Here is a 22,336-nt window from a genome sequence, read left to right as displayed (position 1 = left end):
GGGTGCGATGAGGGGCAGGACGAACGCCGGTCTGGTCGCGGGCGGCACGCTTGTCGGGCTCGTGGTGCTGGCGGCCGTGGCGTCCTTCTTCTGGACGCCGCACGACCCGACGCTCGTGGACGCCGCGCAGAAGCTGCGCGAGCCGGGCGGCGGCTACCCGCTCGGCGCCGACAAGTTCGGCCGCGACACCTTCAGCCAGCTCATGGTCGGCGCGCGCACCACCCTCTACGTCGGCATCGTGGCCGTCGGCATCGCCGCCGCGCTCGGCGTCCCGCTCGGCATGATCGCCGGGATGACGCCGCGCGGCTGGTTCTCCGAGCTGATCATGCGGGTCAACGACCTGGTGTTCGCCTTCCCCGCGCTGCTGCTCGCCGTGATGTTCGGCGCGGTCTACGGGGCCGGCACGCTCACCGCCATGATCGCGATCGGGGTGGCCACCGTGCCCGCGTTCGCGAGGGTGGCCCGCGCCGCCACCCTGCAGGTCATGGTGACCGACTACGTCATGGCCGCCAGGGCCGCGGGGCGCCGGCGGCCCGCCATCGCCGTGCGACACGTGTTGCCGAACATCGGCTCGATGCTGATCGTGCAGGCGTCGGTGTCGTTCGCGATCGCGATCCTGGCCGAGGCGGCGCTGTCGTTCCTCGGCTTCGGCACCCGCCCGCCCACGCCCTCGTGGGGCCGGATGTTGCAGGAGTCGCAGGAGTTGTTGTTCTCCACCCCGCGCCTGGCGCTCTGGCCAGGCCTGGCGATCGCGGTGGCGGTGCTCGGCTTCAACCTCCTCGGCGACGGCCTGCGCGACTATCTGGACCCGAAGCTCAGGAGGATCCGGTGAGCACGCTGAGGGTCGAGAAGCTGACCGTCAGGGCCGGATCGCTGGAGCTCGTACGCGAGGTCTCCTTCACGATCGCGCCCGGCGAGCGGGTCGGCCTCATCGGGGAGTCGGGGTCGGGCAAGTCGCTGACCGCGCTGTCGCTCATGGGCCTGCTCCCCGAGGGCGTCACCGCCTCGGGCACCGCCAGGCTGGGCGACCGCGACCTGGCCGGCGTGCCGGAGAGCCGGGTCAAGGACCTGCGCGGGCGCGAGGTGTCCATGGTCTTCCAGGAGCCCATGACCGCGCTCAACCCGCTCATGCGCGTCGGCGCCCAGGTGGCCGAGGTCATGACGCTGCACGGCACGCCGCGTCAGGAGGCCCGCGAACGCGCCGTCGCGATGCTGGAACGCGTACGCCTTCCCGAACCGGCCCAGGTCGCCCGCGCCTACCCCCACCAGCTCTCCGGCGGCCAGCGGCAGCGCGTCATGCTCGCCATCGCCCTGGCCAACGGACCAGGCCTGCTCATCTGCGACGAGCCCACCACCGCGCTCGACGTCACCGTGCAGAAGCAGATGCTCGAGCTGATCGCCGAGGTCGCGCCCGCGCTGCTGTTCATCACCCACGACCTCGCCGTCGTCGCCTCCGTCTGCGAGCGGGTCCTCGTCATGTACGGCGGCCGCGTCGTCGAGAGCGGCCCCATCCGCGAGGTCTTCGCCCGCCCCCGCCACCGCTACACCGAAGGGCTGCTGGCCGCCTCCAAGCTCCCCCCGCGCGGCACCCGGCTGCCCACCATCCAGGGCAGCGTCCCGTCGGCGGGCCGGTTCCCCGGCGGCTGCGTGTTCAGGAACCGCTGCCCGCACGCCACCTCCGCGTGCGAGGCGGCGCCGGCGCTGACAGGAGACGGACATGCCTTCGCATGCTGGCACCCCGCTGATTGAGGCGAGCGGCCTCAACCGCGTCTATCACCGGCCGCGCACCTCGCTCGCCAGGCCGGGCGCCGCCGTCCACGCGCTGCGCGACGTGTCGCTGACCGTCCGGCGCGGGGAGCGGTTCGGCATCGTCGGAGAGTCCGGGTCGGGCAAGTCCACGCTCCTGCGGCTGCTGTGCGCGCTCGACCGGCCCACCAGCGGCTCCATCCGCTTCGACGGGCAGGAGATCGCCGGCCGGCCGGAGAAACGGCTGCGGTTCCTGCGCGAGAACCTCCAGATCGTCTTCCAGGACCCGATGAGCTCGCTCGACCCCCGCATGCGCGTACGCGACCTCGTCGCCGAGCCGCTCGTCGCCCTCGGCCTGCCGGCCGGCGACCGCGTGAGCGAACTGCTGGCCGAGGTCGGGCTGCCGCCCGAGGCCGCCGGCCGCTACCCCCACCAGTTCTCCGGCGGGCAGCGGCAGCGCATCGCGATCGCCCGCGCGCTCGCGCCCCGGCCGAAGGTGCTGGTCGCCGACGAGCCGGTGAGCGCCCTGGACGTGTCCGTACGCGGGCAGATCCTCAACCTGCTGGCCGACCTCGTCGACGAGCTGGGCCTCACGCTCGTCTTCGTCTCGCACGACCTGTCCGTGGTGCGGCACGTGTGCGAGACGGTCGCGGTCATGAGCGAGGGCGAGATCGTGGAGACCGGGCCCGTGGACGACGTCTGGGAGGCGCCCGCCCACCCGTACACGCAGGAGCTGCTGCGGGCCGTACCGACATTGGAGGGTTTGTGGTGATCGAGGTCGACGCCGAGGGCGTGGTGGAGTTCACGCGGGCGCTGGTGCGGATCCCCAGCACCAACGACCCGGCGCGCGGCCGCGACGAGCGGCCCGCTGCCGAGCTCGTCGCGGCGAAGATGCGCGAGTGGGGCTGGGAGCCGGTCGTGTACGAGGCCGCGCCAGGACGGCCCAACGTCGTGGCGGTCGTCGAGGGCGGCGGCGGCGACGGGCCGACCCTGATGTTCGAGGGCCACACCGACGTGGTGACCGAGGGCGACCTGTCCACGTGGACCGTCGACCCGTTCGGCGGCGAGATCCGCGACGGGCGGTTGTGGGGCCGCGGCAGCGCCGACATGAAGTCCGGTCTCGCGGCCACCCTCTACGCCACCCGCGCCCTGCAGCTCGCTGGACCGTTCCCCGGCCGGATCAAGGTGTGCGCGCTCGCCGACGAGGAAGGCCTCATGCTCGGCGCGCACCACTTCGTCGCCGAAGGCCTGGCGGCCGACGTGGACGGCGCGATCGTCGCCGAGCCCGAGGCGGGCGAGATCTGCGCCGTCGCCAAGGGCGCGCTGCGGCTGCGCGTCGACCTCACCGGCAGGATGGCCCACGGCGCGATGCCGCAGCACGGCCGCAACCCCATCCAGGCCGTGGGCGAGCTCCTCGCCGGCCTGCGGTCCCTGCAGGACGAGCTCCAGGCGTCGCACCCGGCGCACGAGCACCTCGGCGAGGTGTACGTGACGCCGACCGTGCTGCGGGCCGGGTCCGAGGAGCAGGTCAACGTCATCCCCGCGCTCGCCTCGGTCTTCGTCGACGTGCGGACCGTCCCCGGGGTCGAGCACAAGGTCATCGCCGAGCGGGTGGCGGCCCTCGCCTCCCGCGACGGGATCACCGCCGAGGTGTCGACGCTGGTGGACCGGCCGCCGGTGGACGTGCCCGTCTCCGACCCGGTCGTCGCGGCGCTGGCCGCCGCGCACCGTACCGTGACCGGGCGGGAACCGGTGTACGGTGGCGTGCCCGGCTCGACCGACGGGACCGTGCTGACCCACTGGGGCGGCGTCCCCTCCGTCGTGTACGGGCCGGGCGGCAAGTGGATCGCGCACCAGGCGGACGAGTTCGTCGAGATCGCCGAGATCGTCCGGTGCGCCGAGGTGTTCGCCGAGGCCGCCCGCCGGTTCCTGACCGGAGACCACTGATGCGCTCGGGCCCCGCCAACGCGCTGGTGGACGTCCCCGGCCTGCGCGTCGGCCACGCGCAGCGGGTCGGCGGCGGCCACCGCACCGGCACCACCGTGGTCGTGGCCCCCGCCGGGGGCGCGGTGGCCGGGGTCGACGTGCGCGGGGCGGCGCCCGGCACCCGTGAGACGGAGCTGCTCGACCCGCGCAACCTGGTGGAACGCGTGCACGCCGTGGTGCTGTCGGGCGGGAGCGCGTTCGGGCTCGGGGCGGCGTGCGGGGTCGTGGACCGGCTCGCCGACGCGGGCATCGGGTATCCGGTGGAGGGCGGCGCCGTACCGATCGTCCCGGCGGCCGTCATCTTCGACCTCGGGCGGGGCGGCACTTTCCGCGCCGTCCCTGACGCGGCGCTGGGCGCCGCCGCCTATGACGCCGCCCTTTCCCCGGCGGCAACCCGCGACGCGCCGGCCGCTTCCCGCCCGCCGGTGACCGCCCTTTCCGACGAACGACCGGCCCTCCGGCCCCGTGAAGGGACAGTGACCCAGGACGGCGGGGTGTCGTGCACGACGGCGCCGGCGACGGCCAACGGGTCGGTCGGGGCCGGGACCGGCGCGGTGGCGGGCGGGCTGGCCGGGGGCGTGGGAACGGCCAGCGCCGTGCTCCCCGACGGCACGACGGTGGCGGCCCTGGCCGTCGTGAACGCCGCGGGCTCCGTTCTCGACCCCGCCGACGCCACCCTCTCCGGCGCCAGGTACGGCCTGCCCGGGGAGTTCGCCTTGGAGCCTCCCACGCCGGAGGAGGCTGCGGCCTGGCGTCCGGAGAAGGCGCCGTCGTTCAACACCACCATCGGCGTGGTGGCCACCGATCTCGCCCTCACCAAGGCCCGGTGCGGCAAGCTGGCCGCGGTCGCCCACGACGGCCTGGCCAGGGCGATCAGGCCGGCGCACACCATGACCGACGGCGACACCATCTTCGCCCTGGCCACCTGCGCCCGCCCCGCCCCCGACCACGACGTGCTCCAGGACGCCCTGGCGGCGGTGGCCGACGTGTTCAGCCGCGCCGTGGCGCACGCCGTGCTGGCCGCGACCGGCCGCGAGGGCGCGCCCGCGTACCTCGACGTGTTTCCCAGCGCCCTACGGAAAGAGCCATGAGCATCGAGCAAGCCTGGCCCGCCGGACTGCCCATCGGCGACGGATGGACGGAGACCGCGGCAACCACCGACGTGATCTTCCCCTACGACGGCACCCGGGTCGCCGCGGCCCCGCTGGGCACGCCGGCGCACGCCCGGCAGGCCCTCGACGCGGCGCTGGCCGCCGCCCCCGCCATGGCGGGGCTGCCCTCGCACGCCCGGCGGGCCGCCCTCACGCACGCCCACGACGCGCTGGAGGCGGCCCGCGAGGAGTTCGAGCGGCTCTTGGTGCTGGAGACCGGCAAACCGCTGGCCGACTGCAAGGTCGAGGTCGCGAGGACGCTGGTCACCCTGGCCACGGCCGCCGAGGAGGTCGCCAGGCTGCACGGGGAGACCGTGCCGCTCGACCTGCTGCCGTCGGGGGAGGGCCTGATCGGGTTCTGGACGCGCCGGCCGATCGGCGTCGTCGTCGGCATCACCGGCTTCAACTACCCGCTGCTCCTCGCCGCGCACAAGATCGCCCCGGCCGTCGCCGCCGGCTGTCCCGTGATCGTCAAGCCGGCGCCCGCGACCCCGCTGGCCACCCTCTGGCTGGTCCACCTGCTGCGCTCGGCCGGCGCGCTTCCCCCGGCCGCCGTGCAGCTCGTCACCGGGGACGTCGAGGTCGGCAGGACCCTGGTGGAGGACCGGCGGATCGGCGCGGTCTCGTTCACCGGCTCGGCCGCGGCGGGCCACGCCATCGCGCGCGGCGCCGCCCCCACCAAGGTGCTGCTGGAGCTCGGCTCGAACGCGGCGCTCGTGGTGGCGGCCGACGCCGACCTGGAGGCCGCCGCCGACGCGGTCGTGCGCGGCGGCTACTACGCCTCCGGCCAGGCGTGCATCTCGGTGCAGCGGGTGCTGGTCGAGGAGCCCGTACGCGACAGGTTCCTCGCCCTGCTGGCCGAGCGCGTCAAGGGCGTCACCGTCGGCGACCCGCGCCTGCCGGGCACCCGCGTCGCCCCGCTCATCGACGAGGCGGCCACCGACCGCGTGCTCGCGTGGATCTCCGCCTCGGGAGCGCAGCCGGTCACCGGCGGGCACCGTGTCGGACGCGCCCTGGCGCCCACCGTGCTCGCCGACGTCCCCGACGGCGCCGACGCCTGGGACGAGGAGATCTTCGGCCCCGTGGTGTGCGTGCGCCCGGTGCCCGACCTCGACGCCGCCTTCGCCGCGGTCAACGCCTCGCGGTACGGCCTGCACGCGGCGGTCTACACCCGGTCGCTGGCCACGGCGTTCGCCGCCGTCGAGCGGATCGAGGCCGGGGGAGTGGTGGTCAACGACGTGCCCGGCTTCCGGGCGGACAACATGCCGTACGGCGGCGTGAAGGACTCGGGCGCCGGCCGCGAGGGCCCGCGGTTCGCCATCGAGGAGCTGACCGTCACCAGGATGGCCATCATCCGGCCGCAGGCGTGACGCGCCGGCCCCGCCTCCGGTAGGCGGCGAAGGCGGCGCCGCACAGGAGCGCGAGCAGCACCGTGGTCGGCAGCCCCGTGAACGGGCCGGCCGTGGCGGGCTCTCCCAGCAGCGGGCTCGCCTGCGGCTGGGAGAGCAGCACCATGGCGAGCTGCGGCGGGCCCTGCCCGGGTGCGGCCACCACGAAGACAAGGGACGCCAGCCAGAGCGGCGTCGCGTGGAAGGCCATGGCCGCCCACAGGCTGCCGCCCATCAGCGTGAGCAGCGCCGCCAGCACCGACCAGAGCACCAGGTTGGCGGCCAGCACCCAGGTGAACCGGTGCAGGGGAGAGATCAGCATCAGCGGGCCGGCGAAGTGGAACAGCGCGAACGCCCCCGACGAGATCGCGATGCCCGCCGTCGTCCCCCAGCGCGTGGTGGCGCTGCGCAGGATCCAGCCCCGGTAGAGGATCTCCTCGATCGAGATCATCACGATCCTGCCCACGTAGAACGCCGGCAGCAGGTACGCCAGCGCCGCGAGCGGCGTGCCGGGGGCCACCAGCGTGTCGTCCACCCGCAGGTTCCCGATGGCGGCCTGCAACGCCAGCCACCCCGCGATGAACGCCGTCCCCAGGCCGAAGCCGGCCGCGTGCTGCCTCCAGGCGAGCCCGTCCCACGTGAGGCCGAGCGAGGCGGCGAACGGCCGCCGCTCGTAGAACCGCACCCAGGCCCAGAGCAGCAGGAAGATGGGCGCGTGGCCGAGCACGGGCTGCAGCACGGCGAAGACGGCGATGAGCGGCGGCGACGGCTGCGTCCCCGCCAGCAGCGCACCCAGCGTCTGGAAGAGCAGCATGCCCGCGAGCAGGCCGGCCGCGTAGATCAGTTGCGCCAGCAGAACGGTGAGCAGGGGATGGGTGTCACGTCCGATCCCCCTCGAAGTGACGGCAGGAGAAGTCATGCCGCCGAAGGTAGGCAAACGCCGCGCGAGGCGAATCCCGCCGGCGACCTGTCCGGGTACGACCCTGAGCTATGTCGCTGGTCATGTTCCCCTGCCGGGGGCGGAGAACGGCCCGGCCCTGGTGTTAGCGTGATGCCGTGGCTGGAGGTGATCGCTGGACCCACGGCACCGACACGCGGGCCCCCTACGTGCTGACCGCGCTGTGCGCCTTCGCGAGTCTGGTGTTGTTGTTGAGCGCGCTGTACGCCGCCGCGGCGGGCAAGGGGACGTGGCTGTTCGCCGTGCCTCCCGTGGCGCTGCTGCTCCTGTGGCCCTTTCTGCACTGGAACCGCGGCGCCTCGCCGGCCCGCAAGGCGGTCAGCCTGCTGTTCATGCTGGCCGCGCTCGCGGGCGTGCTCAGCGGCAGCTCCGCGTCGGGCTATCCGCTGATCGCTGTCACGATCGTGCACGCCATGTGCGTGTTCGGCGTCCTCGGGGGCGCCGGGTTCAGCGTGGTGCTGGTCGCCGGCGGGTTCGTCGGCAGCATGTTGGTGCGGGGCCCGTACGAAGCCGGGTGGGCGGTCGCTGAGACGGTCATCATCGCGGCGTTCGTCGTTCTGGCGCTGGTCACCGCGCACACGCTGCTCGACGCGCGGCAGCGCGCCCGCGAGACCGAACGCCTGCTCGGCGAGCTCAGCGAAGCCCACGCGGAGCTCGGTCGCTACGCCGCCAGGGTGCGCGAGCTGACCGTGGCCGAGGAACGCGCCCGCATGTCCCGAGAGATGCACGACTCCGTCGGCCACTACCTGACCGTGATCAACCTCGGCCTGGAGAACGCCCAGCGATACCGGGAGACCCGGCCCGACGACGCGTGGGCGGAGGTACGCCAGGCGCAGCGGCTCACCATGGAGGCGCTGGCCGACACCAGGCGCTGGGTACGCGCGCTGAAACCGCTTGCTCTCGAAGGGCGGGCCGGCCCCGCGGCCATGGCGGAGCTGGCCAGGTCGTTCGAGGGGACGGGTCTCGAGGTCACGTTCCGCGCGGCGGGAGCCGGGTCAACGCTCGGCGAGGAGGCCGAGCTGGCCCTCTACCGCACGCTGCAGGAAGGCCTGACGAACGCGGCACGCCATTCGGGCGGGCGCAAGGTCGAGGTCGTGCTGGTGTCCTCGGACGACGAGGTCACGCTGTCCATCGCCGACGACGGCCGCGGAGCCCCCGCCGGCGACGGCCACCCGGCGGGGGACGACGGCGACCCGACAGGCGGCGGAGAGGGCGGCGAGGGCCGCGCCCAGGGTGTGGTGGGCGGTGAGCGCGGGCTCGCCGGGCTGCGGCAGCGGATCGCGGCGCTGGGCGGCACGCTCACCGCCGGAGCCGCGCCCGGCGGCGGGTTCGTGGTGCGCGTGAGCCTGCCCGCGCGAGCGGAGGTGGGCGTGTGACCGTGCGGGTGCTGATCGTGGACGACCAGGTCCTCATGCGCGAAGGGCTGCGCAAGCTGCTGGAGATCGAGGAGGGCATCGAGGTGGTGGGCGAGGCCGCCGACGGCGTCGCCGCGCTCGACCTGCTCGACGCCGCCCGGCCCGACGTGGCGCTGGTCGACGCCCGGATGCCCCGGATGGACGGCATCGAGCTCATCGCCCGGCTCGACGTGCCCGCGATCATCCTGACGACGTTCGACGACGACGACTACATCTTCGGCGGCCTGCGCGCCGGCGCCCGCGGCTACCTGCTGAAGGACACCCCGCCGCACGAGCTGGTGGCGGCCATCCGCAAGGCGGCCCGCGGGGAGACGGTGCTCGGCGGGGTCGCGGCGGAGCGCGTGGTCGCCGAGCTGCGGCGGGCGCCCGCCGTCCGCGACCCGGGCGAGGCGCTGTCCGAACGGGAGCGCGAGGTGGCCGTGCTGGTGGGCCAGGGGGCGACCAACCGCGAGATCGCCAGGCGGCTGTTCATCACCGAGGGCACGGTGAAGAACCACATCTCCAGCATCCTGCGCAAGCTCCGCCTGCGCGACCGCACCCAGCTCGCCATCAGAGTCTCCCGAGGGGGATCGTCGCCTTGAGGCGACGGGGGAATCGGGAGCGGGAGGGCCGTCAAGGCCCGAGCGTGCCCTGACCTGTCAGGTCCGCGCATCACGGATGTCCTTCCTGGTTTTGTCGGCGGCAGCCGATAGCGTGGTGGTGTCGTTACCGAGCATGACGGTGGGTGGGTGTGTGCAGGTCGTTCCGATTCCTGTTGCGCCCCACGGCCCGGCAGGCGGCGGCGCTGGCGGCGTGCCTGGAGGACCACCGCCAGCTGTACAACGCGGCCTTGGAGCACGGGCGCACCGCCTAGGCCAGGGCGGGGGTGAGTGTCCGGTACGGCGAGCAGTCGGGCGAGCTGAAACACATCCGGGGTGATGACCCGGACGGGCAGGGGTGTTGGTCGTTCTCCTCGCAGCAGGCCACGCTGCGACGGCTCGACAAGGCGTTCCGCGCGTTCTTCGACCGCGTCAGGGCCGGGCGCACGCCGGGGTTCCCGCGTTTCAAGGGGTGCGGCTGGTTCGGCACGGTCGAGTGGCCGAAGGACGGCGACGGCTGCCGGTGGGACTCCCAGCCCGAGCACCCGACCGTCGCCTACGTGCGCCTCCAGGGGGTCGGGCACGTCCGCGTCCACCGGCACCGCGCGGACAGCATCGCGGTGAACCCCGCCGGCACCTCCGCACCTGCGCCCGCTGCCGGCACAGCGCGAAGGAGAACCGCGTCACCCAAGCCGCGTTCGCCTGTACGGCGTGCGGACATGCCGCGCACGCCGACGTGAACGCGGCGGTCACCATCTTGAGGGCAGGGCTTGCCCTTCGCCAGGCTGCGCAAGCGGCTTAGCGAGAAGCCGCCTCCTTCAGGGAGCGGAGGAGTCACCCACATCGCCAGATCCTCGAACCGACCCGGGCGGGACCGACCCGGTCGGCGCGCCGGCGGTCAGTTCGGGGGGTCGAAGCGGCCGTCCACGGCGGTCCAGCCGCCGTCGACGTACAGGACCGAGCCGGTGACGAAGCTGGCCGCGTCGCCCGCCAGGTAGACCACGGCGCCGGCCATCTCCTCGGCCGCCGCCCACCGGCCGAGCGCGCTCTTGGCGGCGTACGCGTCGTACCAGCCAGGGTCCTTCTTGATCTGCTCGGTCAGCGGCGTCTCCACCACGCCGGGCGCGATCGCGTTGACCCGCACCCCGTGCGGCCCGAACTCGGCCGCGGCGGTCCTCAGCAGCTGCACCAGCCCGGCCTTGGTGGCGGAGTAGACGCTCTGCCCCGGCTCGGTGACGGACGCCCGGATCGAGGCGAACCCGATGATCGAGCCGCGCCCCCGCTCCACCATGCCCGCCCCGAACGCCCGCACCACGTCGAACGAGCCCCGCAGGTTCAGCCCCACCACCCGGTCGAACTCCTCGCCGGTGTAGTCGAGCAGCCGCTTGCGCACGTTGGTCGCGGCGGTGAACAGCAGGACGTCGGCGGGTTCCTCGTCGGCGAGCCGGCGCACGCCGGCGGAGTCGAGCACGTCGACCAGCCGCGCACGGCCCGCGCACCGGCCGGCGGTCTCCTCCGCCGCGGCCAGGTCACGGTCGGCGCACACCACGGACGCCCCGTGAGCGGCCAGCGCCAGCGCCGCCTCCCTGCCGATCCCGCTTCCCGCCCCGATCACCACGGCCCGCCGCCCGTCCAGGCGGAACAGCGCGTCATATCTCATACGAGGCACCCTAACGACTGGTCAGACCAGTGCACCAGGTCCCCCGCCCCACGCGGGCTCCGTTCACGGCCGCCAGCCGGAGCGCAGCAGTTCGTACTCCACCTCGCCCTGGTCGGAGCCCGGGATGGGCTCGGGCCAGTCCTCGAAGAACGTGCGGACGAACGTCAGCCCGCATCTCTCCATGACGCGCCGGGAGCCGAGGTTGACGGCCATCGTCCTGGCGAACACCCGGCGGGCGCCCAGCTTCTCGAACGCCTCGCGGATCAGCGCCCGCGAACCCTCGGTCGCGTACCCCTTGCCCCAGGCCCGCTTGTGCAGCCGGTAGCCCAGCTCGGGCTCGTCGGCCGGCCCGCCCTCGGGTGCGCGCAGGTGGTACCAGCCGATGAACTCTCCCGAGGGCTTCTCGTGGGCGGCGAAGAAGCCCGTGGCGATGAATCGGGGCAGCGTCTCGCCGGTGATCACCTCGCGTGGCGTCGGCTTGCCGCCGTTGAGGTAGCGCATGACGTCGGGGTCGTTGTGCAGGGGGAAGAGGAGGTCGGCGTCGGACTCGGTGAAGCGGCGCAGGATCAGCCGCTCGGTCTCCAGGTGAACGTGCACGGGGCAACGGTAGCCAGCCGGATCGTGCGGGCTCGACAGATTTTCGCGCGGCCGTCCGCGCGCCGGCCGTCGGCCGGCCGCCGCACGGGCGGAACGGCGTTCCCTGCTAGCCTTCCCCCCGGAGAACGGCATTCTCCGTCCGCCGCCGTGCGCGCCGCCCAGGAGGCGCTCGGCGGGCTGGGCGTCACGCCGTCGCGCGCGTGAGAGGGGGCCGGGTTGGCCGGCGACAGCTTCGACATCGCGGGCGTGCTGAGCGTCAGACGCCTCGGATACGGCACCGGCATGCTCACCGGTCCCGGCTACTGGGGGCCGCGCATGGGGCCCGGCCAGGCGGTGGCCCTGCTGCGCCGGGCCGTCGAGCTCGGCGTCACGCTCATCGACACGGCCGACAACTACGGTCCCGGCCTGGCGGAGGAGCTGGTCGCGCGGGCGCTGCACCCGTACCCCGGCGGGCTGGTGCTGGCGACGAAGGGCGGCGTGGTCCGCACCGCGCCGAACGTCTGGCACGTCGCCGGGCGGCCCGAGCGGCTGCGAGCCATGTGCGAAGCGAGCCTGCGCCGCCTGAGGACCGAGACGATCGACCTCTACCAGCTCCACCGGCTCGACCCGGAGGTGCCGATGGCCGACCAGCTGGGCACGCTGGCCGAGTTGCGGCGCGAGGGCAAAATCCGGCACATCGGCCTCGACACGGTCACCGCCGAGGAGCTGGCGCGGGGGCTGGAGATCACGGAGATCGCCTCCGTGCAGAACCGCTACAACCTGCTCGACCGGGAGTCCGAACCGGTGCTGCGGATGTGCGAGGAACGAGGGCTGGGGTTCCTGCCGTGGTTCCCGCTGGGGAACGGCGCGCTGGCCGGGCCGGGCGCGGCCGGACCGGCGAAGGTGGCGCGGCGGCACGGCGCCACACCCGGGCAGGTGGCGCTGGCGTGGCTGCTGCACCGTTCGCCGGTCATGTTGCCCACGCCCGGCACCGGCTCCCTCGCCCATCTGGAGGACAACCTGGGCGCCGCGCACGTCTCGCTGGCCCCCGACGATCTCGCCGTCCTCGACCGGCTCGGCGGATGACGGTCGCCGCGCGTTCACGTTCGGGGCACGGAGACGGCCCGCGGGTGCCGGTTCCGCACGGACTCCGCCGGGCGGCTTGCGGGAGTTTCGTCAGGAGGCTTACGATCTGCGGATGATCAACATGGCACGGCCCGCGTACGACGAGCTCGTGGCCCGCCTCGGGGCGCCGCTCGGCGTGGAGGACGCCCGCGCCCGCTGGGGTTCGCTCGTGCGGGAGGCCAGGAGCGGCGCCATCACGCTCATCACCAGGGAGCGCTCGGAATGGGCCGCGCTGGTGCCGCTGTCGGAGGTGTCCGGGCTGCTGAGCGGTCTGCCGCTGGTGCCGGTGTCGACGGCCCGCGGCAAGCTCGGCGACCTCGTACGCCAGGTCGCCCATCCGTACGAGCACGAGCCCGTGCTGCTGTCCCGGCACCGACGCCCCGTCGCCGCCCTGGTCGCGGCCGCGCGGTTGATCGACGGCCCCGCTCCCCGCCATCTGCCCACCGCCGACGTGATGCTGCTCGGCGGCGGCACCATCGTCCTCGCCCTCGACGCGCGCGGGCGGACCACCGCCACCGTGCGCGACCAGGAGGGCGCCGAGGTCGCGTTCGGCTCGGGCGACAGCATCGGCCAGGCGCTCGACGCGCTGGAGGACGACTGATCAGGCCGGCCTGATCACCGCGTCGGGTCCGGGGAAGACGAGGTGCTCGCTCCCGTCATCGAACCTGACGATGTAGGGCGGGGTGCCGTCAGGGCCGCGGATCTCGATGATCTCGCCCTTCCTGTCTCCCTGGCCCACGACATGACCGTGGACGATCAGCGTGTCGCCGACGTTCGCCTGCATGGTGACTTCCCCTCGGCCGGCTCTGGAGGCTCACTCCCACACTGCACCAGGTGGGCGGCTGCGCAAAGACGACTGGCCGGTGGGGGTTGAGGTCAGCGTGCGAGCTCTTCCACGACGCCGGTGAAGCCCTCGTCGCCGTGGCCGTCGGCGATGCGCCGGTTGACGAGGGCCAGCAGGTGTTCGAGCGGGGCGGTGCCGAGCTTGGCGGCGGCGCGTAGCCGGACGAGGTGGTCCAGCACCGGGGCGTGCTCGGTCAGCGAGGCCGGCCCCCGCGGGTAGGAACGGTCGCGCACCTCGCGGGCCGTCTCCTGGGCCGCCGCCACGACGTAGCCCATCTGCTTGGCCGCGAACGGCGCGAACGTCTCGGGCTCGACGCCCCCGGTCCCGCCGGCCAGCGCGAGGGCGTTCAGGTAGGCGAGCGTGGTGTCGTACCAGAGGCCGAGCAGCGCGAGGTCGTACAGCCCGGCCTGGCCGGGGTCCTCGCCGACGTGGTGGGCCGTCCCGAGCGGCTCCAGTGCCGGGCGGCAGGCCGCGAACGCCCGCGCCGGGCCGCTGTAGATCAGCGTGGCGGCCGGGGTGCCGATGTCCGCGGGGCCTGCCTGGACGACCGCGTCGAGGTGGACGGCGCCGTGCTCGCTGGCCCACGCGGCGCTCTCGCGGGCCTCGTCGGGGGTGCCGGTGGAGAAGTCCGCCAGGGTACGGCCGGCCGCGGCCGCGCCCCCGGCGGCCAGCACCTCCATGACCGCGTCGTGGCCGGTCAGGCAGAGGACGACGAGGTCGCTCGCCGCCATGGCGTCCGCGACCGTGTCCGCGTGCCGCGCTCCGCCGGCCACGAGAGGGCCGGCCTTGGCGGGGGAGCGGTTCCAGACCGTGGTCGGGTGCCCGTGCTCCAGGAACGTGCGGGCCAGGGCGGCGCCCATGGCGCCGAGGCCGAGCACCGTCACGGAGAGATCGTTCATGGGGAAAGCCTCTCTTATTACATTACGGGTCGAAACGAAACATAAGGGTTAGACTCGGGCTCGTGCAACCACGTCAGGAGGGGCGGGCGGCGCGCGCGGGCCGCCCGCGCGACCCGCAGATCGGCCGGACCGTGCTGGACGCGACGCTGGCGGTGCTCGACGAGGCCGGCTACACCCGGCTCACCATCGAGGAGGTCGCCCGTCGCGCCGGCGCGACCAAGCCGGCGATCTACCGCCGCTGGCCCGATCGGCGGCGTCTCGTCCTGGCCGCGCTGGCGACGCGGCTCGGCACCGCCCGCGCGCCCGACACCGGCTGCACGCTCTGCGACCTCAACGAGGGGATCAACGTGTTCGTCGCGGCATTCCGGCGGATCAGGCCCGGCGTGCTGGGGCCGCTGTTCGCCGACTGCGCGGCCGAGCCGGAGACGCGTGAGACGTTCATGGCGACGTTGTTCGACCCGCCGAGAGCGGCGGTGGCCGAGATGATCGAGCGTGCGGTGGCGCGCGGTGACCTGCGGGCCGACCTCGACCGCGAGCTGGTGCTGGACATGCTGGGCTCGCTGGTGCACTACCGAGCGCTGTTCGGGCACGCGCCGATCACTGGGGACCAGGTGGAGAGCGCCGTCGCGGCGGTGCTGGGCGGGATCGCCACCGACTACCCGGCCCTGCTCGCGCACAGCCGCGAGGTCGCGGGCGATCCGCGGACCCACGCCGGTCACGGGTAGCCGGCCGGCTCCCGCCTTCAGCGCGCGGAGCGGGCCCCGGACGGTGATCCGGGGCCCGCTCCGCCGTGCTGCTCCCCGACCGGCGCTCGGGCCGCCACCTGAATCAGGCGATCCCGGCGGAAATCCGGTTCCCCTTCGTACGGCTCCCACGGTATACCTAGGAGTCCTAGCTTTTAGCCTAGGGTGCCTAGGATGCTTTCGTGCCCCGAGAAGGAGTTTCGCCATGACAGACCCGACGACCGGCAGGCTGCGCGTCGACGGCGCGAGCCTGCACTACGAGGTGCGCGGCGAGGGCCCGCTCCTGCTTCTCATCCCCGGAGGGACGGGTGGAGCGGCGTCCTTCGACGGCATCGCCGGCGACCTGGCCGCCCACCACACGGTCGCCACCTACGACCCGCGCGGCATGGCCCGCAGCGCGCTGGACGATCCCGAGGCCGAACAGCGGGTGGCCGAGCACGCCGACGACGCGCTGCGACTGCTGGACCTGCTGTCGCCCGGCGAGCCCGCCCGCGTCTTCGGCGCCAGCTCCGGCGCGATCGTCTCCCTGCGCCTGCTCACCACCCATCCCGAACGCGTCGGGCGCGTCGTCGCGCACGAGCCGCCGGTGGTGGAGGTCCTGCCCGACGCCGCCGAGCATCGAGCGCTGATCGCCCGCGTACGGGAGACGTTCGGAAACGAGGGACCCATGCCCGCCCTGGCCGTGTTCGCGGCAGGGCTGAAGAAGGGCGGCGCCGCCACCGAGCCGCCGGCCGAAGTCGAAGCACCGGCCGAACCACCGGCCGAACCACCGGCCGAACCGCCGGTCGAACCGCCGGGCGGGATCGAGCTCCCGCCGCAGGCGGCGGCCCGGGCCGAGCAGACGATGGCCGGCCTGCCGTACTTCATCGGGCGCATCGTGCCCGGCTTCATGTCCTACACCCCGGACGTCGACCGGCTGGCGGCGCTGCAGGACCGGCTCGTGCTCGCGTGCGGCCACGACTCGCGCGGCGAACTGCCCTACCGCCCGGCCGCGTTCCTGGCCGAGCGGCTCGGCATCGAGCTCGTGCACTTCCCCGGCGGGCACACCGGCCTGACCACGCACCCCGCCGAGTTCGGCGAGCTCCTTCTCAAGACCCTGCGCGCCTGAACACCGCGTGCAACCCCGGCGGCGGCCCGCCGCAAGGCCGACGACCTCACCCGCACCGATCCGAGAGGCACACACCGTGAGAGATCTTCCCGACCCGGCCACGACCGTCATCGACGGCCCGTCCGGCCGCATCGCCGTGGCCGACCACGGAGGGCACGGCCCCGACGTGGTGCTGATCCACGGAGCCAACCGCTCCTTGCTCGACTGGGAGCCGCTGCGCCGCCACCTGCCGGGAGCCCGGCTGGTCGCCTACGACCTGCGGGGCCACGGCCGTTCAGAAGCCCCGGCCGAGACTCCCGCCGGCGCCGGTTACGGCTGGGACGCGCACCTCGCCGACCTCGACGCGGTCGTCGACGCCCTGCGGCTGACCGACCCGTACGTCATCGGCCACTCCCTGGGCGGCATGATCGCCGTCTGCCATGGCGCGCGGCGGCCGGACTGCCCCGGAGTGGCGGACCTCGACGGGTTCGGCGGCGGACGGCCCGAGCTCTACCCCGGGCTGCCCGCGGAAGAGGTCGCCCGCCGCCGGGCCGCGCAGACCGCCATGCTGGCCGCGGCGCCGGCCGTGCTCACCGACGACCACGTGGAGACGATGATCGAGCACGTACGGCTGCGCGCCCAGGCCATGGGCATCGACGCGGACCTGGAGGAGGCGGGCGCCCGCCGCTGCCTGGCCTCCGACGGCCCGTCGGCGTGGCGGCGCAGGCCGGGGCCCGACGCCCAGGCCGCGCTGCTGGCGCCGCTGGACGGCTGGAGCGTCTTCGACGTGCTCCGGCGGACCCGCTGCCCGGTGCTGCTCGTCCAGGGCGGCCAGGCACCCCCGCTCGCCGGGCTGCCGGCCGAGTTCCGCGAGTTGGGCGAGGCTCTCATCGCCGGAGTCGGGCGCGAGCTCGCCGCCCTGCGGGGCCCTCGGCTGGAACGTGTGGCCAGGGCCGGACACCTGCTGCACCTCCAGGCGCCCGCCGCGGTGGGCGAGCTCGTCCGCACCCACCTCCTGAACGGCCGGCGCCCTTCTGGTGCACGCCCGGCTCACGGGTAGACAACAGATTGCCCTTATGTCTTAACAAATGTTGACATGCCGTTCATCTGCTGGATAGAAAGCATTAACCATCCAGACAGGACGGAGGCGGGCACCGCATGATCGGGGGGACCGAGCTGCTCTCGGTGGCGACCACCCTGCCGGAGCCGGCGTTCGACCTGCACTACCTGCACTATCCGCTCGACGTCCCCGACGGGGTGAGCGAGCTGGAGCTGGTGCTGGAGTACGACAAGATCGTCGACGTCGTGCAGATCTACGCCGTTCTGCTGGAGCCCGACGGCACCTTTCGCGGCCACGTCCAGTGCCCGGGAGGTCCCGGCCCCCGCCGGCTGGTGATCAGGGTGGGCGCGGACGGCGCCGGTCCCGGCTGCGTCGCGGGGCCCGTCCCGGCCGGCCGCTGGACGGTGCGGCTCGACCTCGACCGCCACAAGGCGGCGGCGCCGTACACGCTGACCGTACGCGCGGCACAGACCCCCGCCGGACCTCCCGCCGGCCCTCTGGCCGGCGGGGCGCCCGAACCGGCGCGCGACACGGCGACCGGACCCGCCGCCGGCGCGGCGTCCGAACCGGCGCGCGCCGCCAGGACGGGAGGGGCGCGCGGTGTGGCGACCGGGCCGGGAGACCGCGAGGCGCGGCGGCGGACGGCCGCCGGAGGCCCCGGCTGGTACCGCGGCGAGCTGCACAGCCACTCCACGCACTCCGACGGCCGCCGGCCGGTCGCCGACCTGGTGCGCGCCGCCAAGGAGGCGGGCCTCGGCTTCCTGGCCGTCACCGACCACTTCACCGCCGCCCACTGGCCCGATCTCGACGCCCATGACGGCATCGTGCTGCTGCACTCCATGGAGCTGACCAGCCACCGCGGCCACGCCAACCTGCACGGCCTGACCCGCTGGGTGGACACCTACGTCGACCGCCCGGACCACACCATGGTCGACGTCGCGGCCGACGTGCACGAGCAGGGCGGCCTGGTCTGCGTCAACCACGCCTTCAGCGGCGACCAGGCCTGGCGGCGCTTCGACACCCCCTGGGACGCCGTCGACCTCATCGAGATCGCCCACCTCCAGCAGGGCGCCAACAACGACGCCCAGATCGGCCTGTGGGACCGCCTGCTCACCTCGGGCCACCGGGTGATCGGCGTGGCGGGCAGCGACTGCCACGACCCGGCCGACCCCGGTCAGGCGCTCGGCCAGGTGGTCACCGTCGTGCACGCGGACGAGGGCAGCGAGCGCGGCATCGTCGAGGGCCTGCGGCGGGGGCGCGTGCACGTCTGGCGGGGCGCGGACGTCGACATGCACGTCAACGGCGCCCCCATGGGCGCGACCGCCGCCGCGCCCGGCGGGCGGGTCCAGGTCGACGTGGACGTGCGGGCGGACGAGCCCGTCGTGGTGTTCGTGCTGCGCGACGGGTTGCTGATCAACGTCGTCCCCGCCGCGGACAAGCCGGGGGAGTGGCAGCGGATCACCGTCGAGGACCGGCTCGCCGCAACCGGCGACCATCACCGGGCCGATCACCGGGCCGATCACCGGGCCGATCACCGGGCCGATCACCGGGCCGATCATCGGGCCTACTACCGGGCGGAGGTCCACGCCGACCCCGGCAGGAACGACCCCCAGTTCTGGGCGAGCTCCCTGCGGGACCACAGCTCGCTGCGGGCCGCGGGCAACCCCGTCTGGGTGCGCCCCGGCGGTTGAAACCCCCTCGTGTCAGGAGAGAGTTCATGCGGTATGCCACCACGCTGGGCGCCGGCGTGCTCGCGCTGGTCCTCACGGGCTGCTCGGGCGTGCTGACCAACAACGCCACCGCGGGCAAGAGCGATGACAAGACGGTGACGCTCTACTCGGTGAGCGGTCCCGAGGTGACCGACCCGATCCTCGCCGCGTTCAAGGCCAAGCACCCCGACATCAAGGTCAACAAGATCGGCCTGCCCGGCACCGGCGAGGCGTTCGCCCGCGTGCGGGCCGAGAAGGACCGGCCGCTCGGCGACGCGATCTGGGGTGGCTCGTCGGAGCTCTACACCGCCAACGCCGACCTCATCGCCCCCGTCGAGCTGCCGAACGACGCCGCCACCGTGGCCAAGGACCCCGCCCACATCTGGCACGCCACCGACCTGCTCTTCCAGGCGATCGCCGTGAACACCGACAAGTTCCCCGACGCGGCCAAGCACCCGAAGACGTTCGAGGACCTGGCGGAGCCGGGGTACGCGGGTGGGAAGGTGGCCTTCGCCACGCCCAAGTCGTCGGGCACCTCCTACAGCCTGCTCACCACCATGGTCACCCTGCACGACTGGGACTACGTCGACCGCTTCGTCAAGAACGCCCGCATGCTCGACGGCTCGACCGCGATGTTCAACATGGTCAAGGATGGCGAGGTCGGCACGTCGTTCATCAACGAGGACCTGGGCGCCAAGTGGATCGACGCCGGCGTGAAGATCAAGCTGATCTACCCCGAGGACGGCGTGTCCGGCCAGATCGGCTCCGCCGGCATCATCAAGGGCGCCCAGCACGAGGCGGCCGCCAAGACCCTCGTGGACTTCCTCATGTCGAAGGAGGCCCAGCAGATCATGGTCGACCAGGTCCAGCGCCGCTCGTCGCGGGGCGACGTGCCCGCGCCCAAGGGCCTGCCGGCGGTCGAAGGGCTCAAGCGGGCCGACGTCGACGAGAAGTGGGCGGCGGAGAAGAAGGACGAGATCCTCGCCAAGTTCGACGACGCCGTCAAGAGCGCGGGCTGATGGCGGCCTCCACGACCGCGCGGGGACGGCCGGGCCGGCGGTCCCGGTCGAGCTGGCGCGACCCGTGGCGGCTCGCCGGACTGATCGCGCTGCTCATCCTGCTGATCTTCATCGTCTACCCGCAGTTGTGGATCGTCAGGGCGGCGTTCACCGACGACGCGGGCGCGTTCACGCTGGCCAGGTTCGGCGCGTTCGTCACCGACGAGCGGTTCACCGAGCCGCTGCTGCACAGCGTCGTCGTCAGCCTGGCGGTGGGCGCGGGCGCGGCGCTGGTGGCGGTGCCGCTCGCGTTCGTCGTGGCGCGTTACCGCATCCCCGGCCGGCAGGGCGTGCTCACCATGCTCACGATGGCCACCACCTCGCCGCCGTTCCTCGGCGCGTACGCGTGGCTGCTGCTGCTCGGCAGCGGCGGCATCATCACCAAGGCCGCCAGGGAGGCCGGCCTGCCCCTGCCGTTCGAGTCGATTCTCGGCGTCGGCGGCATCATCTGGGTCGGCGTGTGGTTCACCTTCGCGCTGATCTTCCTCATGGTGTACGACGCGTTCAGGGCGGTGGACCCGGCCCTGGAGGAGGCCGCGGCGTCCGTCGGGTCGACGCCGTGGCGCACCCACGCGAAGGTGACGCTGCCCCTCGCCGTGCCCGCCATCGCCACCGGCTGCTACCTGGCCGCGATGCGGATCTTCGCCGACTTCGGCACGCCCATGCTGATCGGCGGCGGCTACTCGATGTTGCCGGTCGTGGTGTACCAGAACTTCATGTCCGAGGTCGCCGCCAGCCCGGGCGTGGCCGCCACGGCCAGCCTCATGATGGTGCTCGTCTCCGGGCTGGCGCTGGTGGCCCAGCGCAGGATCGTGGCCAGGCGGTCGTTCGCCGTGACGGGAGGCAGGGACCAGCCGCTGCGCGAGCTGCGCCGCGGCCCCAAGGCGCTGGTGCTGACCGGCATCTGGACGGCGCTGCTGCTCGGGTTCGTGCCGCACATGGTGGTGGTGCTCACCAGCTTCCTGCGCTGGCAGTCGGGCATCCTGCAGTGGGAGCCGACGCTGGAGAACTACCGGCGGCTGTTCGAGGAGTCGTTGCAGCCCATCGTGCTGAGCTTCGTCTTCGCCGGCATCGCCTGCCTGATCGCGCTCGTGCTGGGCGTCGTGGTGGCCTACATCGTGGCGCGCAAGCGGTTCATGATCTCAGGGCCGCTGCTCAACAACCTCGTCATGGTGCCGTACATCCTGCCGGGCACGGTCTTCGCGATCGGGTTCATCCTGGCCTTCAACCACCTGCCCGTCATCCTCACCGGCACCGCGCTGATCATCGTGGTGGCGTACTTCATCCGGCGGCTGCCGTACGTGATGAAGTCGATCGAGACCGCGCTCGGGCAGGTGCACCCGTCGCTGGAGGAGGCCGCGATGAGCGTGGGCGCGCCGCCGCGGCGCAGCTTCCGCGACATCGTCGTGCCGATCATCAGGCCCGCCGTCATCTCCGGCGGCACCGTCGGATTCCTGCAGATGATCACCGAGCTGTCGGCCACCGTCATGCTGTACGCGGTGCCCTGGGTGACCATGACCGTGGTCATCTTCACCAACGCGATGCAGCCGGGCAGCCCGTTCGGCGTCGCCTCGGCCATGACCACGGTGCTGCTGGTCTCGGTCTACGTCCCGCTCTACCTGCTGCGCCGTCGCTACAAGACGGTCTCCCTGTGATCCGGAGCTCACCATGGACATCAGCATCGAAGGGATCTCCAAGACGTTCGGGGAGACCACCGCGCTCGAGTCGGTCGACCTGTCCGTGCCGTCGGGGCGGCTGGCCACCCTGCTCGGCGCGTCCGGCTGCGGCAAGACCACGCTGCTGCGGATCATCGCCGGGTTCGAGACCGCCGACACCGGCGCCATCCGCTTCGGCGAGCGCGACATCGCCAAGGTTCCCGTCTGGAAGCGCCGCATCGGGTTCGTCTTCCAGAACTACGCGCTCTGGCCGCACATGACGGTCGCCGAGAACGTCGCGTACGGGCTGCGCCTGCGCAAGCTGCCCAAGGAGGCCGTCGCGGACAAGGTGGCCACGGGCCTGGCCATGGTCGGGCTCACCGGCAGGGAGCAGCGCCGGCCCGGCCAGCTCTCCGGCGGCCAGCAGCAGCGCGTGGCCCTGGCCAGGGCGCTCGCCCTCGAACCGGACGTGCTGCTCATGGACGAGCCCCTGTCCAACCTCGACGCCAAGCTCCGCGTCGAGATGCGCAGGGAGATCCGCCGCATCCAGCAGGAGACCGGCATCACCGCGGTCTACGTCACCCACGACCAGGACGAGGCCCTGGAGATCTCCGACCTGGTCGCCGTCATGAACGGCGGCCGGGTCGAGCAGATCGGCGCCCCCGAGGACGTCTACGAACGGCCGGAGACCACGTTCG

24 protein-coding genes are annotated in these 22,336 nt (G+C 73.3%); 19 read left to right on the top strand and 5 right to left on the bottom strand.

Annotation, left to right across the window (positions count from 1 at the left end):
* Nucleotides 1–7 precede the first annotated feature (7 nt).
* Genes ACTWPV_RS34115 through ACTWPV_RS34090 form a run of 6 tightly spaced genes read left to right on the top strand, consistent with a single transcriptional unit; the run spans nt 8 to nt 6,253 of the window.
* On the top strand, nt 8–832 hold the full coding sequence (locus tag ACTWPV_RS34115) for an ABC transporter permease (RefSeq protein WP_443154916.1): 825 nt from the start codon (nt 8–10) through the stop codon (nt 830–832).
* Nucleotides 829–1,749, top strand: coding sequence for an ABC transporter ATP-binding protein (locus ACTWPV_RS34110; protein ID WP_443154915.1), 921 nt, complete (start codon nt 829–831; stop codon nt 1,747–1,749). The genes ACTWPV_RS34115 and ACTWPV_RS34110 overlap by 4 nt, the downstream gene beginning before the upstream one ends.
* Nucleotides 1,718–2,518: an ATP-binding cassette domain-containing protein gene (locus ACTWPV_RS34105; RefSeq protein WP_347644822.1), complete on the top strand. Its 801-nt coding sequence runs from the start codon at nt 1,718–1,720 to the stop codon at nt 2,516–2,518. The genes ACTWPV_RS34110 and ACTWPV_RS34105 overlap by 32 nt, the downstream gene beginning before the upstream one ends.
* Nucleotides 2,512–3,693, top strand: coding sequence for a M20 family metallopeptidase (locus ACTWPV_RS34100; RefSeq protein ID WP_443154914.1), 1,182 nt, complete (start codon nt 2,512–2,514; stop codon nt 3,691–3,693). The genes ACTWPV_RS34105 and ACTWPV_RS34100 overlap by 7 nt, the downstream gene beginning before the upstream one ends.
* The gene (locus ACTWPV_RS34095; protein WP_443154913.1) at nt 3,693–4,823 is read left to right on the top strand and encodes a P1 family peptidase; all 1,131 of its coding nucleotides are present in this window, start codon (nt 3,693–3,695) and stop codon (nt 4,821–4,823) included. The genes ACTWPV_RS34100 and ACTWPV_RS34095 overlap by 1 nt, the downstream gene beginning before the upstream one ends.
* Nucleotides 4,820–6,253 carry an aldehyde dehydrogenase family protein gene (locus tag ACTWPV_RS34090; RefSeq protein WP_443154912.1) on the top strand — a complete coding sequence of 478 codons (1,434 nt, stop codon included), beginning with the start codon at nt 4,820–4,822 and terminating at the stop codon, nt 6,251–6,253. Before ACTWPV_RS34095 ends, ACTWPV_RS34090 begins: the two co-directional genes overlap by 4 nt.
* Here ACTWPV_RS34090 and ACTWPV_RS34085 read toward each other — a convergent pair.
* Nucleotides 6,234–7,190 (bottom strand): lysostaphin resistance A-like protein, encoded by a 957-nt coding sequence (locus ACTWPV_RS34085; RefSeq protein ID WP_443154911.1) that lies wholly within the window; start codon nt 7,188–7,190, stop codon nt 6,234–6,236. The genes ACTWPV_RS34090 and ACTWPV_RS34085 overlap by 20 nt on opposite strands.
* Nucleotides 7,191–7,327: 137 nt before the next feature.
* Here ACTWPV_RS34085 and ACTWPV_RS34080 point away from each other — a divergent pair, with 137 nt between their 5' ends.
* From ACTWPV_RS34080 to ACTWPV_RS34065, 4 genes are all read left to right on the top strand, one after another.
* Complete coding sequence (locus ACTWPV_RS34080; RefSeq protein WP_443154910.1) at nt 7,328–8,605, top strand: sensor histidine kinase; 1,278 nt, start codon at nt 7,328–7,330, stop codon at nt 8,603–8,605.
* Nucleotides 8,602–9,225 carry a response regulator gene (locus ACTWPV_RS34075; protein ID WP_443154909.1) on the top strand — a complete coding sequence of 208 codons (624 nt, stop codon included), beginning with the start codon at nt 8,602–8,604 and terminating at the stop codon, nt 9,223–9,225. Before ACTWPV_RS34080 ends, ACTWPV_RS34075 begins: the two co-directional genes overlap by 4 nt.
* A gap of 149 nt (nt 9,226–9,374) precedes the next feature.
* Entirely contained in the window at nt 9,375–9,497 is a 123-nt protein-coding gene (locus tag ACTWPV_RS34070; protein WP_443154908.1) for a helix-turn-helix domain-containing protein, read from the top strand.
* Nucleotides 9,498–9,580: 83 nt separating this feature from the next.
* The gene (locus ACTWPV_RS34065) at nt 9,581–10,024 is read left to right on the top strand and encodes a zinc ribbon domain-containing protein (RefSeq protein WP_443154907.1); all 444 of its coding nucleotides are present in this window, start codon (nt 9,581–9,583) and stop codon (nt 10,022–10,024) included.
* A gap of 96 nt (nt 10,025–10,120) precedes the next feature.
* Here ACTWPV_RS34065 and ACTWPV_RS34060 read toward each other — a convergent pair whose 3' ends face one another.
* On the bottom strand, nt 10,121–10,882 hold the full coding sequence (locus ACTWPV_RS34060; RefSeq protein WP_443154906.1) for an SDR family NAD(P)-dependent oxidoreductase: 762 nt from the start codon (nt 10,880–10,882) through the stop codon (nt 10,121–10,123).
* A gap of 63 nt (nt 10,883–10,945) precedes the next feature.
* Nucleotides 10,946–11,479, bottom strand: coding sequence for a GNAT family N-acetyltransferase (locus ACTWPV_RS34055; protein WP_443154905.1), 534 nt, complete (start codon nt 11,477–11,479; stop codon nt 10,946–10,948).
* Between the two features lie 216 nt (nt 11,480–11,695).
* Between ACTWPV_RS34055 and ACTWPV_RS34050 the strand changes: the two genes are divergently transcribed.
* Both ACTWPV_RS34050 and ACTWPV_RS34045 read left to right on the top strand, forming a co-directional pair.
* Nucleotides 11,696–12,544 (top strand): aldo/keto reductase, encoded by an 849-nt coding sequence (locus ACTWPV_RS34050; RefSeq protein WP_443154904.1) that lies wholly within the window; start codon nt 11,696–11,698, stop codon nt 12,542–12,544.
* Nucleotides 12,545–12,656: 112 nt separating this feature from the next.
* A complete protein-coding gene (locus tag ACTWPV_RS34045; protein ID WP_443154903.1) occupies nt 12,657–13,184 on the top strand; it encodes a type II toxin-antitoxin system prevent-host-death family antitoxin in 528 nt (175 codons plus the stop codon).
* On the opposite strand, the gene ACTWPV_RS34040 is transcribed toward ACTWPV_RS34045, so the two are convergent.
* Together ACTWPV_RS34040 and ACTWPV_RS34035 are read right to left on the bottom strand one after the other, a co-directional pair.
* Nucleotides 13,185–13,367 carry a DUF1918 domain-containing protein gene (locus tag ACTWPV_RS34040; RefSeq protein WP_347644834.1) on the bottom strand — a complete coding sequence of 61 codons (183 nt, stop codon included), beginning with the start codon at nt 13,365–13,367 and terminating at the stop codon, nt 13,185–13,187.
* Between the two features lie 92 nt (nt 13,368–13,459).
* Nucleotides 13,460–14,326, bottom strand: coding sequence for an NAD(P)-dependent oxidoreductase (locus tag ACTWPV_RS34035; protein ID WP_443154902.1), 867 nt, complete (start codon nt 14,324–14,326; stop codon nt 13,460–13,462).
* 62 nt (nt 14,327–14,388) lie between these two features.
* Here ACTWPV_RS34035 and ACTWPV_RS34030 point away from each other — a divergent pair, with 62 nt between their 5' ends.
* The 7 genes from ACTWPV_RS34030 to ACTWPV_RS34000 all read left to right on the top strand — a co-directional run.
* Nucleotides 14,389–15,051, top strand: coding sequence for a TetR/AcrR family transcriptional regulator (locus ACTWPV_RS34030; protein WP_443154901.1), 663 nt, complete (start codon nt 14,389–14,391; stop codon nt 15,049–15,051).
* A gap of 223 nt (nt 15,052–15,274) precedes the next feature.
* Nucleotides 15,275–16,177 carry an alpha/beta fold hydrolase gene (locus ACTWPV_RS34025; RefSeq protein WP_443154900.1) on the top strand — a complete coding sequence of 301 codons (903 nt, stop codon included), beginning with the start codon at nt 15,275–15,277 and terminating at the stop codon, nt 16,175–16,177.
* A gap of 76 nt (nt 16,178–16,253) precedes the next feature.
* Nucleotides 16,254–17,216 (top strand): alpha/beta fold hydrolase, encoded by a 963-nt coding sequence (locus ACTWPV_RS34020; RefSeq protein WP_443154899.1) that lies wholly within the window; start codon nt 16,254–16,256, stop codon nt 17,214–17,216.
* Nucleotides 17,217–17,314: 98 nt separating this feature from the next.
* On the top strand, nt 17,315–18,907 hold the full coding sequence (locus tag ACTWPV_RS34015; protein WP_443154898.1) for a CehA/McbA family metallohydrolase: 1,593 nt from the start codon (nt 17,315–17,317) through the stop codon (nt 18,905–18,907).
* Between the two features lie 26 nt (nt 18,908–18,933).
* A complete protein-coding gene (locus ACTWPV_RS34010; RefSeq protein WP_443154897.1) occupies nt 18,934–19,944 on the top strand; it encodes an extracellular solute-binding protein in 1,011 nt (336 codons plus the stop codon).
* Nucleotides 19,944–21,638 carry an ABC transporter permease gene (locus tag ACTWPV_RS34005; RefSeq protein ID WP_443154896.1) on the top strand — a complete coding sequence of 565 codons (1,695 nt, stop codon included), beginning with the start codon at nt 19,944–19,946 and terminating at the stop codon, nt 21,636–21,638. The genes ACTWPV_RS34010 and ACTWPV_RS34005 overlap by 1 nt, the downstream gene beginning before the upstream one ends.
* 13 nt (nt 21,639–21,651) lie before the next feature.
* Nucleotides 21,652–22,336, top strand: a 685-nt coding sequence (locus ACTWPV_RS34000) for an ABC transporter ATP-binding protein (RefSeq protein ID WP_443154895.1), incomplete at its 3' end; no start/stop codon positions are given.

It is taken from the genome of Nonomuraea sp. KM88 (assembly GCF_052245635.1).
Classification (GTDB): domain Bacteria; phylum Actinomycetota; class Actinomycetes; order Streptosporangiales; family Streptosporangiaceae; genus Nonomuraea.
This window is presented reverse-complemented; position numbering and strand designations above follow the sequence as displayed.